Below are 18,300 nucleotides of genomic sequence, written 5' to 3'. Positions count from 1 at the left end.
CCCACCGTTAGGTGGGCGGGCTTTTTACACTGTCTACTCAAAGGGGATATTATCATTTTTTACGGGCTTACTTTACATCTGAGATGATTTTTTGAATCAGGCCTTCATCAATCAAATGGCTGGCTACTGTCAATGCCTTTGCCATTCGTTCCTTATCTCCATCAAAAACCTCGTGGATAATATGACGCACACTTTCTTCATTCAGCATGTAGTTCTTGGCCATCGCCATAATCCCTACAACGGCTTCATGATCTTTGAGTGTCTTCGCAGTAACTTTTTCCTTCGTTTGTTGAATGATGATTTGTATCGTATCACTTCGCAATGTTATGACCTCCTGGCTTTTTTACGACCGAATATGTATTTCAAGGGAGACATCTTCCCCATCTGTCTAACCTATGAACGTAGAAGGAGCACATTTTGTTACAAAAATTCTCAGCAAAAGGGGGTGAATCATTCGTGGTTGTCGACCTCTACCATCATCTCTATGAATTACTTTCTACGGATAGTCAGTTGCTCGCATTTCTCGGTATTGCTCCAGAAGACAAGGGCTCCCTATCCAAGCAGATTATCAAGCGTAGAAAGCTCGCCGAGCTATCTGATGTTGCGAAGCCTCTCCTTTCCTTCTACGCAACTTCCGGAAAGCGCGACACTGATAATCCCCTCCTTCTCACCAGCTTCTTCCGAGTGGATGTGATCACGCCCGGTGATGTTGAGTCAGCGCATCAAATCGCGAACCATCTTTTCCATCTCTTAGACGGCAAAAGCTTATCGATGAATGGAATAGAAGGTTTGGACACGTATGTCGTTTCCCAGCAGGAATCGGATACGGGCCATTCCTCCGCGTACTGCTTCACAATGATCACGAAGTTTACTTTGCAAGTTTGTTAGACATTTCAAAACCCCGTCTATCCTATGACAAGCTGATCGCGGTTCCCTTTCCACACGATTCAGCAACAGCATCCAAATCCCCTATCTAGAAGGAGTGACTTTCATTGTCTAAAAAAATGATTATCAAAGGTGTCGGTCAATTTCTCGCCAAACGCGCTTCCAAGGATGGAAATGGCGTCGAAGTCATTACGCTTGGTAATATGCAGGATCTGAAAATTGACATGAATGTTGAAATGGAGGATATCTTCGGCGGCGATGGACTCTTCGCCATTGATACTCTCGTTAAATCGAAAAGCATTGAGATTACCGCAACGGATGCCAAATTTGATCTGGCCGCACTTGAGCTCATGATGGGCTCCAAGCTGCAAGAGCAAAAGAGCGACTATGTGTATGTGCTGGGTGAGCAGAAAGCAATCAAAGCTGGCAGCCTAGATCGTTCTGCATCCACTGGCGACGCTGGTGTTTGTGAAGTTGACTTTGGCGGTACCCTCTTCAATGGCGGCGGATTTGCTGTTCGTCTGAAAAATAGCAATCGTCTTTTGAAACAAGTTAGCTTGAGCACGTCTGCTGCTCCAAAAGCTGACGAATTCATGGTGGATACTTTCAAAGCTGGCAGCGAAGATAAAGCTCGTCTCATCTTCTCGCCTACCCTGCTCAATGAAGATGTGGTCTTCAACTATCAGCGAACCGAAACCGTAGACGTAGTCGACATTTTGATGGATGAAGTACCATTCCCTGTTCATGTCGTCCATCACGGCTCTTTCCTGCAAAAAGACGGAACCTATGCAGGCATTGAAACAGAGCTGTTCTCCTGCATGGCAAAAGGCAGCTTCTCGATCGATGCGGCACGCTCCACAGCCAGCACTTCCGCTATTTCCTTGTCCGTTATTGATCCAGAGCGAGCAGATGGCAAGCTTGGTAGTGTGAAACGCTTCGTCTCGCCCAAAAAAGTGTAAGTCTTTCGACGATAAGCAGGCAGAGTGGAGAGCTTCATGCTCTTCGCTCTTGCCTTGCTCTTTTTAAAAGGGAATAACTTACAACGAATCATAGCGAACGAAATCACATTCATCAAGTGGATAAATTTTACTGAGACATTTTCAGATTGCACAAGGAGGGATTCTTCTATGCTAAACCACCAAGAAGAGCTGGAAAAAAAACACGCAGAAATGATGAACCAAGAAGCTGTTGAGCGTATCAAAAAACAGCAGGAGGCTGATCTGGTAGAAGCTGTTTTCTTTGAAGATGATAGTGAAATCATGCTGCGTGACGGCAAAACCTACCGGATTCCGCCTGTGACTTTAAAAGACGCCCGCATCCTGATGAAAAAGCTAGGAACCGTCCATATCGACGCGATTATCCTTAATTTTCTCCCCTACGAAAACAAGGAAGAAGATTTATTCGATATCCTGCTTCTGGGCTTCCGCAACTACCCGTCGGTTACTCGCGAGTACTTGGATGAACATTGTGATTTGGAGACGGCCAAAAAGCTTATTAACATTCTCATTGGTCTAAACGGCTTAAAAAAGTAGAGAGTGGCGAGGGTGACAGTTCCGCGATTCGCGACATGGAATCTGGAGAGCCACTTGATTGGGGCGATCTATTTTTTCATCTCCATAAAGACTGTGGTTTGAAGAAATGGGATATTTGGGAGTACACCCTTCCCCAAGTAGCAGAGTTAATGAAGAGAGTGAACAAGTACATTCAATTTGAGGTAGAGACACGCATGGGTTTTCCTTTCTTAAGAAAAAGGGGAGCGAATCCTGTTGCTGGTTCTTCTACTGAATCTAGTTCGCAAGACTATCAGGAAATTTCCGAAGACGATATTGCCGTACTTGGCAAAGTGTTAGGTGGTCTATAACCCGTTTCTGTCTATTCTAAGACCAGAACGGGATTTTTCTTTTGAGGAAGGTGATATTCATGGAAACTCAACGATTGACCGATGCTCTCCACTCGTTAACGAGTGCTGTACGGAGTTCTGTAGATCAACCGGCATCCCCATTTCGAGCCCAGCAAGCTACCCCATTTTTTCAAGCACTTCATCAGCAACTGTATGAATTACGCCAGATGATACGCGACATCGAGTCGAAGCCGCTCAGTTTTTCACGTAAGTATGTCTCTCAGCCTGTTTCCCATGCTGCTCCTGCTTCCCGGCTATCCGTAAGTACAGGAGAAGTCATTTCCCCGTTCCGCTTTGCTACTTTTCCTGATGCTCCTGTTAAAAGAACGGAAAAGTCCTACGGCACAAGAAGCACCCGCTATCCACAAGCATGGGAAGAGGCTGCCGTAGATGTGTTACGAAACATGATGAGCAGTGGTCTTCACACGCTGATCACCTCAATGGATATCGAAAGCTGGGAGTCTGCGAAATCCTTGAACCGCCTGTTAAAAAAGGCAGAGCGTAATTTTTTGTTCAAAGACACAAACATGATGGATTTGGCGCAGGCACGCGTTTCAGGACGAACGACAGATCAAAAACAAGTGGAAGAAGAGGCACTTGGTTTGCGTGAATACTTGCGATCAGGAGTCAAACAAGACTTACGCGATATCGCGCTTACACATGCCGTCAGCCTTGAAGAAGTAACTAGAGCCTACTATACGTCTTCTCGCAAATCGAATGACCCGCATGCAACTGTAGCCGATATTCGGGAGAAAGCAGCTTTGTTACCAGATGACCCTCTTGCTCCCCAAAACCAGATGCAAACCATCTGGCAAGCATCATCCCTTGAAGCATTCGATCTTTTTAAAAATCAGCCTGGTAGCTTTCCCACGCTTTTGGTCCACCTGCTTCAGCGCATGAGGGAAAGCCAGAGCCAATTATCGCTCGCTGTGCGTCTGTTGAAAAATGCTTCGGATCAATACGGAGGAAAAGTTGCCTACGTCAAAGCCCGGCGCAACCTTTATGAAGGAAGTGAGCAGCGAAGACAAGGGCGTGTTACCGCACTGCTTGGTCAATCCTCTTCTCCTTTTACACAAGAAGCGCTGGAAATCCAGTCGTGGCAATTGCAAAATCTGTCTTCCTATCAGGCTAGCCGTACTCGATTGATTCGCAACAGGTTGGAACAGAAAAGGGTACAAGAGCTGTATCCGTACAATGATCGATTGTTAAAGGCATTGATTGCGGAAGAGAAAAAGCTGCTGAAACAATTACATCTGCTCCGGCTGAAGATGCGCGACGTAGAACGTCAATCACATTTGCTTGCCAGCCGAATTTATTTAGCCCAGCGGGCACTCGGTGGTTTGCAAAACACAATTACCACCTTGATTCCTGCCGTTTCTTCCCTAGACGAGAGACTGCGTGCTCTCTCTGATACGTCCGTTGCTACTGATGAGCAAATCAAGAACATGACCAGTGACTTAAAACAGCAGGAAAAACAACTCCAGAAAACACGGGAAGCCTTGAAGGAATTGACAGAAGCGCTGTCCACGGCTGTACCCAAACCTCCGAGTGCCGCAGCGGGTCCTCAGGCTGCTCCTACAGCAGCCGCCGCCAGCAGTTCATCCTCTACCGCTAGCAGGCTCGCTCCTGTTGCTGCTCTCCTTTTTGAGGAGTTCTCGGGTGATTTGAAGACGAAGATACGGGAAAAGTTCTTGAAAGGAAAAAAGAAGGAGGACAAGAAAGAATCAGACGATGCGGCGGACGATACGGATCAGTCAGGCTCCACACCGGAAATCCCAACGAGAGAGAGAGCAAACAGAGATTCAACCCCTCCCAATAATCCAGGCCCAAGAGTACCACTATGGCGAAAAGGATTAAAAATGTTAAAAGGTTTAGGTCTCGTAGGCGTTGGCATCACAGCGCTAAATTTTGTGGATAGTCTAAACAAAGATTTGCTACAACCTATGTTTATGTCCGATTCCCAGCGACAAAGCAGAGTGTTGGAAAATCAAAAAGGCCTCGTGGATGACTTCGTGAGTATTGACAAAATGCCTCCTGGTTTAAAACATGCTTTTTTTGCAGAAGCCGCCCTTACAGGTATTGGAGATGGTTTGATCAACTTCATGGGTGGCACTGCTCCTTCATGGAGCGATTACATTAACGCTTTCAAAGCTGCTTATAAATACGATGGCAAAGACCTCAAAGAAGAGTTAAATAAAACCTTCCAGCCAGACAGCAGGGAAGCTGACCTCGCGCTCGAAAAACTCAAAGCAGAATTTAAAAAAGGGGATGAAAAAGAAAAGTACTCTCGATTTATTGATATTGATGGAGACGGTTCCAAGCTGAACAATACCGCCGTTCCTTCATGGGATGAAGTCAAAACACTTGACCTTGGTAAGGAAGTAGTTGGTTATAATCTGGAATTACTCGACTTAAAGGATGCGATCCTTGAAGCCAATTATATGAAAAAAAGGGCTGAGCTATTGGCTCAGGGCAAAACGGAAGATTCACCTGAAATGCGAGCCGTCAGGGAAGAGTACCACGCTGGTAAAGAGGAAAATAATGAAGTATCCCGTTCTAAACTTGAAAAGCTCACATCGAACATCCCCGACAATACTGATGCCAAACTAGTAGGACAATTAACAATCGCGGGCTTAGACGCTTCTAATGCACAAAATAATCTTGATAAAATCAACGAAAACGCTAGCGCCGAAATTGAATCTGCGATGAGCAAAGTGAGCTCTGACCTGGCAAATAAAGAGCATCAGTATTACATTGACCGAAGCGAAGCACTCTTAGCTGGTCACAGTCCCAATTCTGAATTCATGAAGAAACTCGAGGAAAAATATTTACGCAGTACTATTGAGTCGTTAGATACAGGGAATTCTGACATGGATCGTCTTTTGGCCGAGTACCAAAACAACGAGACATTCAAGAAAAGCATCGAGGACTTTAAAAAAGGCCTCGAAAAAACCAAGTACGACAATCTCGTATCTCTGCATATGTCCAAGCAGCCTACCAAAGGAACCTTCAACATGCCCGACGGCTTACAGCCACTGACCTACTGGGGCATGCAAACGGCCAATGGAACACATAGCACCTACGACCTTACCTATGGCGGCGACAGCAATGTGAACATTACCATCGCCAACATGAGCGGAACGGAAACTGACCTCCAACGCCTCGGCTCGACCGTCAGCGAAGCCGTTCGCAATACACAAGCAAGCCTTTCTACCGAATTAAGCCAACAAGTACGCTCTGGCATCGCCACGAGCTACACGAGATTGTAAGGAGGTACAAAGATGACCCAACAATACGCCTTTGGCACTGCCAATCAGCGCTACAAAAAAAAGCTGTTCGTCGATACGGGCTTCGAGTTCATGGAAGTAAACGCCCGACTCATCGAGCCATATTCTCCGCCAAGTCCCCAACTTTCCTTGCGCGAAATTAAAATCATCAACGCTCCCTCTCACATCCACCACTCCGGCTTTAGCAGCTACCAGTGTTCATTGACCTTACTTTTTCCAGACAAGGAATCGTACAACCAATACGTGAGCTACGCAGGCTGGACCCACAAGTTTTACGACGAAAAGGGGAGCATTTTCCTCGGAAGCGCAGAATCCATCACCCCCCATGTGCTTGAGGCAGGACGGCGCTACAGCGTAACTGTCGATCTAATCCTCATCAAAAAGGACTCGATCGAACGCGAATCACGTTTCCGGTTTCAAGATATTGAAGGGCATTGGGCACAGAAAAACATTGAGGAAATGGCCGATCTTGGGCTAATCACAGTCATTACCCGAGATGGGAAGCCCGTCATTTACTTCCGCCCCAATGATTTTTTGACACGCGCCGAATTTATTGCTTTTTTGAATCGAACAAGGCGGCTCGTAGAACGGATGATTCGGGAATAGCTGAGGCTGTTCCGGGTTTCTGTCTACTCTATATAGGAGGTGATGAAAATGATCAGCTGGGCTGATGTGAATGAAAAAGACTGGTTTTTTAATGAAGTAATGGAGGCCAGCAATTATTTGATGGCTGACGGAGAACCGTTCATTCAAGGAATTGCATATGGCTCCTTTGAAAGCAATGCTCCTTACTTGTATGAGGAACAAAAGGGCTCCACCGGACAAAAAGTATTTACGCTCGCAGCCAAATTGATACCGAGTGCAGATAACCCCGTCTTTGTCTATATTGACGGCACGCAAACCCTTTTCAAAGAAATTCGGCCGAATCAAACAGACCCGAACAAAACGGACGTCGAGCTGTATTACGCACCATCTACCAACTCGGTTGTTGCTTTTTCCAGCTTCGGCAAGCCTGCCTTGGACCGTTTTGGCAAACCGATTCCCCCCAACTCCTCTTCCTTTGCTTACCCGAACAAACGCCTCGATAACGGAGACACGTATTTCTACAATCCGTTCAGCCGCCAATTCAACGAGTATTTGTACGCATATGGTCGCTCCTTGAAGCGAATTGATGTGCCAGAAGAGGAATGGAAATCGACACCTGCCCAAGACCTCGCCAAAAAATATATCGGACTCAAGCAAGACGTCTACATGGTCAGTCCTGCTCCGGGTGCAACGATTTATCTTCCTTACAATCTAAACGGCGTACAGGTGCGCTTCATCTACAACAGCTACGAAAACGGCGCTCTTTTTATGCGAGGCGGGTATTTTTCAGTGAAAAGCCCTGGCGTATGGAGAAACGACCGCTTCTTTCCCAACGCCTACATCAATCGGGCAGAGGCTTTTCTGCTCATTGACCGACTCAGGCGCTCTTTTTACCAGCGCTTTACGGATTCACAGCCTCCCACACAGCGGCTGGATGAATCCCACATGGCATACGAGGGGCAACGTGTTTTTCGCCTGAACGGTACCTATCCTGCTGGTAAGAAGCTGCTTTCCCTCAAAGTGGATGGAAAAACGGTGAATAGCTCGGACTATCAAGAATTTGATGATCATACCGTTCTGTTTAACATGCCACTTGAAGCAGGTAAAAACGTGCATTTCTTCTATGTCAAAGAGACGAGCACCCGTTTCGAAGATGTCGGGCGCGAAAAATATATGTACAACAGCAACACCGGGGAAAAAATTGCACTAAACGGTGGGATGGCAGGCAGTAAACCTTCATGGTGGGCACCAGCCGTCCTCTCTATGGAAGACGAGCGGTTTGGCAACGGAGATTACTTGATCGAAGGAATTGCGATCAACAATTTCGTCGATGGAGCGGCTGTCGTCAACCATATGTACGAGGTATCGTCATCCAACGCGGAAGAGAAAGAAAAATGGTTCATGCCTTACTCGTTGCTCACCCGGGCACAGGCCGTCTCTTTTTTGAATCGCTTTCGAAAATGGTCCTTGGAACGCTTTAAATAGGAGGTGTTTTCATGCAAACGATGTCCAATGACCTGCGCAGAATTCTCTCCGAAAGACTCAAACTGGGAGAATTATCGAAGCCCGTGTGCCGCGTCGAGATAGATCGACTCGTTTTCGTGCCGGGCCGTACCGAAGAGCTCGATTTCATTATGAGTGATCGGCGGGAAGAGAAAACATTGACCCGCACTATCATTCAAGATGGTTCAGGAGACGGGGGAACTGCCCTCTCCAAGATTCCCTTTGTCTTTCCTGTCGATGGCAAAAGTATCCGAGATATTACCGCCTATATGGGCGACAATCGCAACCACAAAGGGATTGATATCGCTTGTCCAGTCGGTACGCCCATCAAAGCTGCCTGGGCTGGCAAAGTAAAAAAAGTGACCGTGTCTGAAAAATATACGAGCTTTGGCTTTCGCGTAGAAATTCAGCATGCGGATGGCATGTGGACCCGCTACGCCCATATGAGCGAAATCCACGTCAAAACAGGGGATTATGTCACGCAAGGCACTATTATCGGAAAAAGCGGCAATACAGGAGACGTCCGTTCTGCCGGCGTTACGAACATGGGCACCTATGACGATCCCAATTCCCCCCGCTCCAAAGGAAGAGGAGCTCATCTACACTTTGAGGTCTGGAACGGACAAGCCGTCATTGACCCTTTTCCTTATATGAATGGCTCGAAGCATCTGTTCGCTGCCTCTTCCAATAACGGCGCAGGAGTCACAACCGATGCCACCTATGTTGGAACGCCAGGAGCAACTCTTTTTGACGAACGGTTTACCAATAATACCTGGCACTCGAAATCTGTCTACAAAGTAGACGAGCTGACCAAAAAATTATCCATGATCGAGAGAAGCTCGACTGAGCATAGCAACCTCACCTTTACCTTTGATCCCAAAGGATACAAGACCGTCTTCCCATCCCCTACCGTTACAACAGGCATGAATCTCAAGCTGACCTCTGTTCACCCCGGCATTTTTAGTATGGGGTTCTCCACCAACTTTGGTGAAGGCGCTGGCGAGCTGCGCGTTTTTTTCAATGGAAAAATGCAAATCAAGGTCATCAAATTCTCCGGGACAGAAAACGTAGAGATTCGTGATATCCCCTTTCCCAATGGCGAAATGGAAATCCGCATTGAGCTGTTCTGGAATGGAAAACAAGTCAATCGTTTCTCCCTCCAGTACATTCAGATCAAGGAATTGCAAGGGCGACCCGATCTGTACGGGAACAAAGACAAAGTGGACCCGACTGTACAGCAGGAGTTTTTGGAGGAACGGGAAATTACGAGCACTTTCATGCCTGGGCAGCCGCGAAAAGTATCGCTCCAGGTCGGAAAGTTCGTCTATATGGACACCCTTACCCTCGACAATATTAACCACATCGAAATGGACGATCAGTTTGAAATGGAATCATGCGAGGCACGGATCACCATTTCAAATCCTGGCGGCTACTATAGCCCGGACTATAATCCGTTTTACTTTCCCGAAACTTACAAGGAAACCCCTTGGTCTTATTTTGTGAATGGATTCCATGTGGGTGTCCTTTCTGAAAATACTCCTGTTCGGATCTACATGGGCTATGGTCTGAATTTGATGCGCGTGTTTACTGGGCTGATCGACAAGCTCGATTTGAATGGCGAGGAATCGACCATGACCATTTACTGCCGCGATATGTACAAGAAGATTTTGAACAAGGTCATTACCGAGGATAAGCAGTATCCGCCAGATGTCGGACATTCTGTCGCACATGATACCAACGTTTTTTCCTCGATGTCTCGCCGGGACAAAATCATCTCGATGGCCAAAAAGCAGTCCAAGCAACAAGGCCCCGAGCTTGATTATAAATTTTTGCTTGCTATTGCCGAGCACGAAACCAAAATGGGGACGCTGGGTAAAGGGCTTCCTCCAGGAGACTTCATTCTCGGGTATGGATGCTATACCGGTGAAAAATGCGACCCACAATACCAAGGTATTGAAAGACAGCTCTATCGCGGAGCCGTTCGTTATCGGGAAGCCATGGCGAGCAAAGGGTGGCGCTTTCAATCTGTCGACGACGTCAAATATTTTTGGCAAGGAGGAGACAAGGGGGCTTACCAATGGGCGAGCGATACGAATTGGTATAACAGCGTGTGGCAAATCTATCAAAAATTCCGCTCTAGTACGGAGTTTGATGCGATTCCAGAGTGGGAGGGTACCGCACCTGCCCCAATCGAACCAACTGCCAAAGCGGCCTACCTCAAATCCGCCATCGTACAAGACTTGATCGCCCATGCCGGAATGTACGGCTGGCGTAGCAATCTGCAAGACATTTACTACCCCTATGCCATTGTGCAAGAAACGAGCTATGCCCACGCGACGCAAGCGACAGGCAAGGTTTTCAAAGCTGTACCGGATAAAGAAGGCGAATTCGTGGAAGTCGATGCCGAATCCATTTTGACCCCAAAAGGTTGGAAAAATCCTTTTATTGAGCCGCCCGGACGCAAATTCGAATCGTATCAATACAAAGTGGGAGAAGCCATCGCGGAAATCATGAAAGATACAGATTTCCGTTCCTATTGTGACCGTTACGGTACGTATCGCTTGGAAGAGATTGATATGAATCGGCCGATTGTGGCTACTTTTACGGAGCACGACAATTTGATCACGATTCATAAGACGATCGATTTTTCCCGTGGCAGAAGCCATCTTGTCATTTTGGACGAAGAAAATAAGGCTGGTCATTTCGTAGACACGGAGATTTTGATGGAGCTAAAAGGCGAGGTCCGTACAGGTGTGAGGCACGTTCCTTCTGCGAAGACAGACGAATGGAAGCGACTGGCCGCACGGAGATCATTTTTTGATATAAAACGCTTGTGCCGTACGCTACAAATTTCCATCCCCGGCAACCCTGCCTTGGATGTCCTCGATCGCATTTACATTATCGACTCCAATACAACCACTCGCGAAGCGTATACCATCAAAGGAATCCGCACGATGTTTGATGCGCAGAACGGCTATATGCAAATCCTCGATTTATTTTGGAGCAACAACGAGGGGGCGATTGTGTAATGGCCGGGATTGCCAATGATTATTTGATTTACCCCATCCTCGATCTGATCCGTGATGAAGTGCACCGTACTACGACAGTCACGGCAGACCCGTTCGCAGAGGAACCCTCTGTTCGCCTGATCCGGGAGCATCCTCTCGATCCGGAAAAGGTCACGGGTGCCAAGCTATTCTACGAGTCTGGCTACATGCTGGATATTTCCCTCACGTTTGGCTCTACAGACACTACCACCTTCCCCCTTGAAGTCGATCAGCTCCACCCCGATTGGGAATATTACTCCCTTTGGCGTTTAACCTCAGTTACCGCTGCCGGATACGCACCTGACGGAAATACGGTAGGATCTTACCTAATCCGTCTACTCTATGATACGAGGGGCCTCTTAACTGGCACCGATGTCCTTCGTATAGAGAAAGAGAGGTGAGTACAAGTGGGCTTCTCCGTTGTTTATTCGGGCGGGGGCGTAATCGACAAGGTACGAGAGCTTCCCTACCCGCACTTTTCCAAATTTACCGAGCCCTTCATTCGCGGACGCATGCTTGATGTGACCGCATCCAAGCAAGTCTTTTCCGATACCTATGCCCTTCCCTATCCGACAGAATTTTTATCAGTGGCGTTTGCTACCAATAATTATTGCGTCGGCGATTACTGGGAGCTGAGTCTGGACGGCGTGAAGGTCTGTGAAACGATTTATACCAAAGAACTCCCTGAGTCAGTCTCGATGGGAAATAGCTTTGGAATCGTCTATCCGTTGAAGCCAAATGCGCAGGTCCGCTTTGACTTCCACAACATTTCAGGTACGGAAAAGAAAGTTTGGTACAATGTGAAATTTTTACGCAAGAAACTGTAAAGGAGGCGTATGGATGCCTAGTAAACAAGTAGCTTGGATCGAGGGCGAGGTCACAGCAGATTTACTCATCAACAAGCTGGCTGATGAAATCGTCAATGCCAATATCCCGGATACTAAGAACCGCTGGGAAAAGGTGTTTGAAGTCAATGAAGATAAGTGGGTTACATTTAAGAAGACGACTGTTGCGGATACACAAGGGACGTACAAGCATACGGATGGGAAGACTTATCCGGTTTATAAGTTACCGGATTTGCGGGAGTTTACTTCTAATGATGGTGTTCGTCTCGTCGATGCAGACGGATATGTCTATGAAACTATTAATTCCAACAATACAAAATCAGGTAAAAAAATTCAGGTAATGCAGTTTATCTACAAGGATGAAACAGGAAAAGATAATACCCTCTCTATTCCTGGGCTCTTAGTAATAAATGTAGATGACCCTGATCCAACCAATACAGTTGGCAAGAAATGCCTCGCCCTTCAACAAGGAAAGTATGAATTAGATGGTCAAACCTTTACAGATGGCAATGAATGGAACGAATATCAAGTGATCACACAAGTTCCAACTGACTGGAACGATGTTTTAGTAAAAGGAAAGTGGACTGCTCACTATACATCTGGCGGTACTTGGATTAATATCATTCCCCCTTCCTACAAATTCGGAATGGTCAAATACATTGCCAACCCCGTCCATCATTACGACCGCACTGTCGTCCTAAAAGCCGTTCCTGACGTTCCTTCAGGCCAAACCCCTAACGACTATTTTGTCATGATAAAACATCCTATTAATCAATACAACTACTTGGATGTGTCGTACGGCAAAGGCTTCACAGGCAAAAACCCAGTTGGCAAATCTGCCGATACCTACCTGCTAGCCTGCGATAATAGCACCGTTATTTCTGGTAAAGTACCTGTCGTCATCGACCAAAAACAAGCCGAGCTTCAATACAACAAATGGAACAATCCCGATGAAACCGACAAATACACTCCCCCTCACGAAGCATGGGCACTCGATTACGATGACAAAGTGGAAATCAAAAGCCCTTCCTCTCACTTTTTCTACGGTGCCGACTCTGTCGTCTCTTGGGTACCAAACAAAAGGCGTCGCCCAGACTACTGGGTCGAATACAACCTCTCCGTCAGCAATGATCGTGTAGCAATCGTGATTGAAGGCGACCCTTCGCCTGATATGGATGCCTACTACAGCAGCTTTGCTTATATCGGAAAGACAATTCCTTTTGCTGACTATGATCACAAAGGCAATTTTGGAATTACAGTCGGCATGGGCGATTTGACAAAGGAAAAATCCGGCTTCCTTCCTACCGACATCAAACAGGACTCCAATCCTAACTATTCGGGCTGGGGACGCTATACCTCCAACGGCATGTATTCCTTCTCCATGCTGCAAACCCGAAGCTCCGTCTACTTCCAAGCGTACTATCCTGCCTTCATTACCCAGCTCCCCAAATACGATGGAGTGGGCACGATCCCTCCTGAGCTGTCCAAAATGGTACTCGAAGCAAACGGCTTCCAAAGCTCGAAATGGACGAAAAAATACCACGCCTCGCCGATCTATTTGGTACACCAGTTCGAAGGCTATCGGGGCTACCTCGACAGTGTCGTAGCAATCGAGGACCATAATCTGATCAACAAGGACGAGCTCGTCGTAGATACAGAGGAACCAAAAGATCCGAAGGACCCCGCTGCCGGAACTTGGACAGAGGTTTACAAGTTCTTCCGAATCAATACCCCTGTCAACTTCTTCAAGTACTCCCCTAACCCTACTGATTGCACTATCGCCATCTTAAAAGAAGTATATTAAAGGAGGATTTTCACATGGCCAATTTTAAATACATTGAAAAAATCACCACTTCTAAAGAGCTCCTGGATATCATTAAATCTGAAATTGAACAAATCACCAACTATCCCCATAACGCAACTGCTGGAGAGACGCAGGAAAAATCCACCTGGTCGGTCATGACCGATCTCACCAAAAAAGATTCCGCTTCTGGCAAAACCTCCGAGCTGGTCTTAAAGGGTAGCTCCAACATCAACAACGTGTCCAAAGAGTTTTATGTCAAATTCGTCAATCCAGGCTTCACCAACCCGAAGGAACACAGCTCCTTGACGGTTCAAGTATTGGAAGGATACAACCAGACAGCCAAAACCTTTGCAACAGAAGGACATCCAGTCAATTTCGAATGGGCTGACGAGAAATTCGTCGTGAATGGCAAACCGACAGATCGTACGATTGATAAACCTGTCTACCTGTACATGAACGTGATGAACAATCGCCTTTCTCTCGTAGCTGTTGGCGATCCGGCTGTTCACTTTGAAGATTATCGCAAGAGCTTCCTGTACGTAGGCGCACTTAAGCCGTTCAAATACAACATGGATGATGTGGTTGGAAACATCATGCTGACGGCTGGAGCTGTCGCTACTGAACCTACTGCTCCGATCGCCCCACACGATTATGGTCAATACACCTCTTTTGGCAACAACACCTTGCAAATGCTGGCGACAAAATCGGGCATTCGCTTCCAAAAACACTACCCTGCCTTCATTACCCAAGCTCCACAGCCGGGCAAGGCATATTCCGATAGCAAGCTCGGCGACACCGGATTGCTGTTGGAGCCTCAAGGCTTTAACGCATCTGCTTGGACACGCCGTTACCATTTGAGCCCGATTTATGTCGTGCACGGATATGATGGATACCGCGGCAGTTTGGATGCATGCATTGCTGTTTCGAAAAACAACATTCTCCACTTGGATGAATTGATCATTGATGTCGATCCGAGCGACACGACTAAGAAACACAAGCAGGAAGTATACCGCTATTTCGATCACAATACCGAGCAGAATTTCATGAACTACTCCGCCAATGTAAAAATGGGGGTCGCATTCCTGAAGGAAGTTCGCTACTAAAAGAAATCCCTCGAAAACCGTATAGCTAGCAAAAGGGGGAAACTAGAACACATATCTGGTCTTCCCCCTTCTTTTTGGGAGGTGAACTATTTGACCGGGATTTCTTCTCTAGCAGCCTATCAATTCAGACTTGCAGACCACCACGCTTCTATTCGCAACTATATAGGAAAAGTAACTTTCACGACTTCACCCTCCCGTAAGTATTCCTTCGTCTATATTCCCTACGGACAAAGTGCCAGTATGGTCATGCTGGATTATTTGCTCGCGAATCGGAAGTCATTTGCCGCTGATCTTCAAGACTCTTTGCAGGATATGATTCGTAATGATACCAGCATGGCCAATCCCATGGAACTGGTCGTGGTATCCGATCGCTCGCCGCTTAAAGAAAGCTTGCTTCAGGACGATGCCTTGGATGCTGATCGAATCATCAAGCAGCCATTACAAGTTATTCGTCGCGTTCATTTATCGGATCGGATTAAAACAACAGGAATGGCAAAGCTCAATCCAGCTCAAATGTCCGTGCGCGTTAATAAGGATGAGCTGCATATTGATTTGCCACCAGCTGGAGCGAACCGTACCTTTTCCGCAGAAGCTGATCTTATGAAAAATCATTACAAGGCATCACGGACTGAGCAATTCGCCGGGAATAAGATAGATGAATGGTTCACAGGAGAGCGTACTTCCACGTTTGATTTATTCGTCAACACGGAAAGAAGCTTGGCTGAGCGAAAGTTTTGGGCGCTGCTCTTTGTACAGTTAGAAAGGGAATACGCGACTAGATCGTTCGCTCACAACCTCACTGTTGAAAACACCATTCCACTTTCCATCCGCGACAACAGACATGCCATGTTTACGGATTGGTCCCGTTCCATTGGCGAGCGTCCATTTGCCTTCCAGATGACCCGACACCTCGTGCAAGCCTTCCACCGGGTTAAAACGAAGCCGACGAAAGTGCTTCGCGACATGGACTGGGCTTATCTCAAAGCCCGTCAATATGACGCCTTACTGCACTTCCTTCACCGTGCAAGCAGGATCGCTACGCAAGATTTAGCAATCCATCGGGCTTCTACAGGTTTTCGAACCATACTCCAAGGTGGTTCTATTTTACAGAAGCACGACTGGGGTTATCGAGATTTCACGCGCCTTCTCTCCCTTGATTCCTTTTCACCAACAGCTTTCCGTCCGTACAAAAATGATTTGTTCATCATTAGCTCTCAGCTCCATGCATTTCGTCCCTATCAATCACAAGGCACACTCATGACGCAATATACAATCGGTAATCGAGACGCGGTTTCGGACTTAGCTATTTTTATGTCACAACTTACTGGCACACGTTCGATTCAAACAGACGCATCGATTCTGAGCTATCTCGAACAAGCTTTTCGACGCAACAGTCCTCAACTGTTTATCCCTAATCCTCTTATTCATTCTCAGCGCGAAAAAGCCAGTAAGCTCTGGATTCCCCAGCACTTCGAACTCGGAAAAAAACACCTTTCTCGCCCCGCTTCCATTCTGACGGATGATCTTCGCGCAGATCGCCATCGCATGCGTGCTGCTCATCTGTGGGAAAAGGAACGCGCTATCGACCTTAGTGGGGGCAAAGCACCTAAGCCATCTTTTTATCAGGATGAGGATGACATTTTCGCCCTCTTGGAAAATGTACGCCCAAGTCTCCTGGCTGAAGATATGGTCTTCGCGACCATCTTACGGTTACTGCCCGCTCATCTTTTGGAGGATATCCTCGCCTCTAAAGAATTTCCTTCCCACCTGATGGACGATATGATTTTTGCCTCGCGCCTGACAGACGGTCAGAGTATTTTGGAAGCACTCATGGAATGGGCGCTAACCAACAAGACTTTCGATGCTTACGTAGATGAGGAATTTTTGGAGGGTGTACGGACTCGGGTTCAGGCATTGATCGAATCTGAGGTCATTTTCAGTAAAGCGTTGCAAGACAGGGCCGGCATTCTTTCTTTTGAGACATGGGAGTCGACCCGCCTGAATGAGGTTCTCTCGCATCTAGAGGAGGACGGGGTTGCAGGAAAACGGGAAGTATTGCTCTCTTCCTCTGTTGAAGAGGTAGGAATCGCTAGTCAACTGGAGGCAGCCCCTGCAACCATTGCAGAAGCACTCGTTGGCGAAGATGTATTCCGTCCAGCCGAGCTGCAAATTGAGCATCCTTTTGGTTACATGGAACCCGATCCGTCCTTTTTGTTCGACGAGCATACAGCTCGTAAATCCGCTCACGCCAGCGATCTTGACGAGTTGCCGATCACCGCACTACTGCGCAGTAGAATCACGGAATTGTGCAGCGGCTATCTCTTCGCTACCTCCCCGCATGAACGAGCTAGTTACCTCGTCGATTTATACGATGTGGCAGAAAAAAGTGCGCGTGATGGGGAACTGCAAGACGATGAATGGCGAAAGTATGCGAAGCTCGCGCTGGAACAAACGGTATTGCATGAGCAACTGATTGCCTATCAGCCGGAAGCAGCAGCTCATTTGATCGAATCCATCCTCAGTTACAAACAACCCGATCAAGCGGTTATCAACGCGGATTGGGTCGCCTCCAACCAAGAGCGAGCTACCTCACTGCTCACCCCAATCATGGGTAAAAAAGAACTCGCAGATGCCGTCATCCTGGAATACTTGGCTGGCCAATTGGATCACAGAAAAGGGCATATCGAACAGCCATTACTTTCCGTTCGCGACTACAAGAAAGCATGGGCAGATCGTATAGAAGAAATAGGACAAGGTTTGGTCTACGATTACTCCAACGATGTACTCGAAGCTGAACACGATCCCGAGCATTGGTCAGGTGGTTTTTCTGTTCCAGAAGCATACGATCCCCACGATCCATTCAATGCGTACTATCCGTGGACGACAGATAGGAACGCACTCGCGATGGGGCAAGACAACTGGACTCGTTTTGGTTCTGGCACATGGGAGCATAATCGCGACCAAGGCACTTTTACCCATCCAAAGGGCTCTAGCGGCATGAGCGGCTACATTCGAAATGACTTTACCTATTCAGACTATCAGTTTGAGGTCGATTTCAAAGTAGATGAGCCCGCAGATGGAGACAGCGCGGGTATCGTGTTCAAATATCACAACGATCAGAACTACTGGATGTTTGTCGTCAGTGATGGAAGCGCCAGCGGAATGCCGCGACCTATGCAGCTTTTTAAAGTAGAGAATGGCAGATCAACCATGTACTCTACCCCGATGAACCCGTTTGCTTGGGAAAAAGAGAAATGGTATACGCTGCGTGTTTGGGTAACGGGTAACCGCATCCGCGTCTGGGTAGATCATAACCTGCAATACGATTTTACGGATTAGAG

General features: G+C 47.2%; 14 protein-coding genes. 13 read left to right on the top strand and 1 reads right to left on the bottom strand.

What is annotated here, in order from left to right:
- Positions 1-67: 67 nt before the first annotated feature.
- Positions 68-322, bottom strand: a complete 255-nt coding sequence (locus ACQ5DJ_RS27420; protein ID WP_429845199.1) for a hypothetical protein — start codon at positions 320-322, stop codon at positions 68-70.
- A 134-nt stretch (positions 323-456) separates the two neighbouring features.
- Here ACQ5DJ_RS27420 and ACQ5DJ_RS27415 point away from each other — a divergent pair, with 134 nt between their 5' ends.
- The 13 genes from ACQ5DJ_RS27415 to ACQ5DJ_RS27355 all read left to right on the top strand — a co-directional run bounded on the left by ACQ5DJ_RS27415 (position 457) and on the right by ACQ5DJ_RS27355 (position 18,298).
- Complete coding sequence (locus ACQ5DJ_RS27415) at positions 457-888, top strand: hypothetical protein (RefSeq protein ID WP_429845198.1); 432 nt, start codon at positions 457-459, stop codon at positions 886-888.
- Between the two features lie 104 nt (positions 889-992).
- Positions 993-1,844, top strand: a complete 852-nt coding sequence (locus ACQ5DJ_RS27410; protein WP_429845197.1) for a hypothetical protein — start codon at positions 993-995, stop codon at positions 1,842-1,844.
- Positions 1,845-2,012: 168 nt separating this feature from the next.
- Entirely contained in the window at positions 2,013-2,417 is a 405-nt protein-coding gene (locus tag ACQ5DJ_RS27405; protein WP_429845196.1) for a hypothetical protein, read from the top strand.
- Between the two features lie 35 nt (positions 2,418-2,452).
- Positions 2,453-2,746 (top strand): hypothetical protein, encoded by a 294-nt coding sequence (locus ACQ5DJ_RS27400; protein ID WP_429845195.1) that lies wholly within the window; start codon positions 2,453-2,455, stop codon positions 2,744-2,746.
- Between the two features lie 59 nt (positions 2,747-2,805).
- A complete protein-coding gene (locus tag ACQ5DJ_RS27395; RefSeq protein ID WP_429845194.1) occupies positions 2,806-6,054 on the top strand; it encodes a hypothetical protein in 3,249 nt (1,082 codons plus the stop codon).
- Between the two features lie 12 nt (positions 6,055-6,066).
- The gene (locus ACQ5DJ_RS27390) at positions 6,067-6,678 is read left to right on the top strand and encodes an S-layer homology domain-containing protein (protein WP_429845193.1); all 612 of its coding nucleotides are present in this window, start codon (positions 6,067-6,069) and stop codon (positions 6,676-6,678) included.
- A 48-nt stretch (positions 6,679-6,726) separates the two neighbouring features.
- A complete protein-coding gene (locus ACQ5DJ_RS27385) occupies positions 6,727-8,142 on the top strand; it encodes a hypothetical protein (protein WP_429845192.1) in 1,416 nt (471 codons plus the stop codon).
- Between the two features lie 11 nt (positions 8,143-8,153).
- Positions 8,154-11,189 carry a M23 family metallopeptidase gene (locus ACQ5DJ_RS27380; protein WP_429845191.1) on the top strand — a complete coding sequence of 1,012 codons (3,036 nt, stop codon included), beginning with the start codon at positions 8,154-8,156 and terminating at the stop codon, positions 11,187-11,189.
- Positions 11,189-11,608, top strand: coding sequence for a hypothetical protein (locus ACQ5DJ_RS27375; RefSeq protein WP_429845190.1), 420 nt, complete (start codon positions 11,189-11,191; stop codon positions 11,606-11,608). The genes ACQ5DJ_RS27380 and ACQ5DJ_RS27375 overlap by 1 nt, the downstream gene beginning before the upstream one ends.
- 6 nt (positions 11,609-11,614) lie before the next feature.
- Complete coding sequence (locus ACQ5DJ_RS27370) at positions 11,615-12,034, top strand: hypothetical protein (RefSeq protein ID WP_007717420.1); 420 nt, start codon at positions 11,615-11,617, stop codon at positions 12,032-12,034.
- 13 nt (positions 12,035-12,047) lie between these two features.
- Positions 12,048-13,856, top strand: coding sequence for a hypothetical protein (locus ACQ5DJ_RS27365; RefSeq protein ID WP_429845189.1), 1,809 nt, complete (start codon positions 12,048-12,050; stop codon positions 13,854-13,856).
- Positions 13,857-13,870: 14 nt separating this feature from the next.
- Positions 13,871-14,959, top strand: a complete 1,089-nt coding sequence (locus ACQ5DJ_RS27360; RefSeq protein ID WP_429845188.1) for a hypothetical protein — start codon at positions 13,871-13,873, stop codon at positions 14,957-14,959.
- A gap of 81 nt (positions 14,960-15,040) precedes the next feature.
- A complete protein-coding gene (locus ACQ5DJ_RS27355; RefSeq protein WP_429845187.1) occupies positions 15,041-18,298 on the top strand; it encodes a family 16 glycoside hydrolase in 3,258 nt (1,085 codons plus the stop codon).
- Positions 18,299-18,300: the final 2 nt, after the last annotated feature.

The sequence above is a fragment of the Brevibacillus sp. FIR094 genome, from assembly GCF_050477165.1.
Lineage (GTDB): Bacteria > Bacillota > Bacilli > Brevibacillales > Brevibacillaceae > Brevibacillus.
This window is presented reverse-complemented; position numbering and strand designations above follow the sequence as displayed.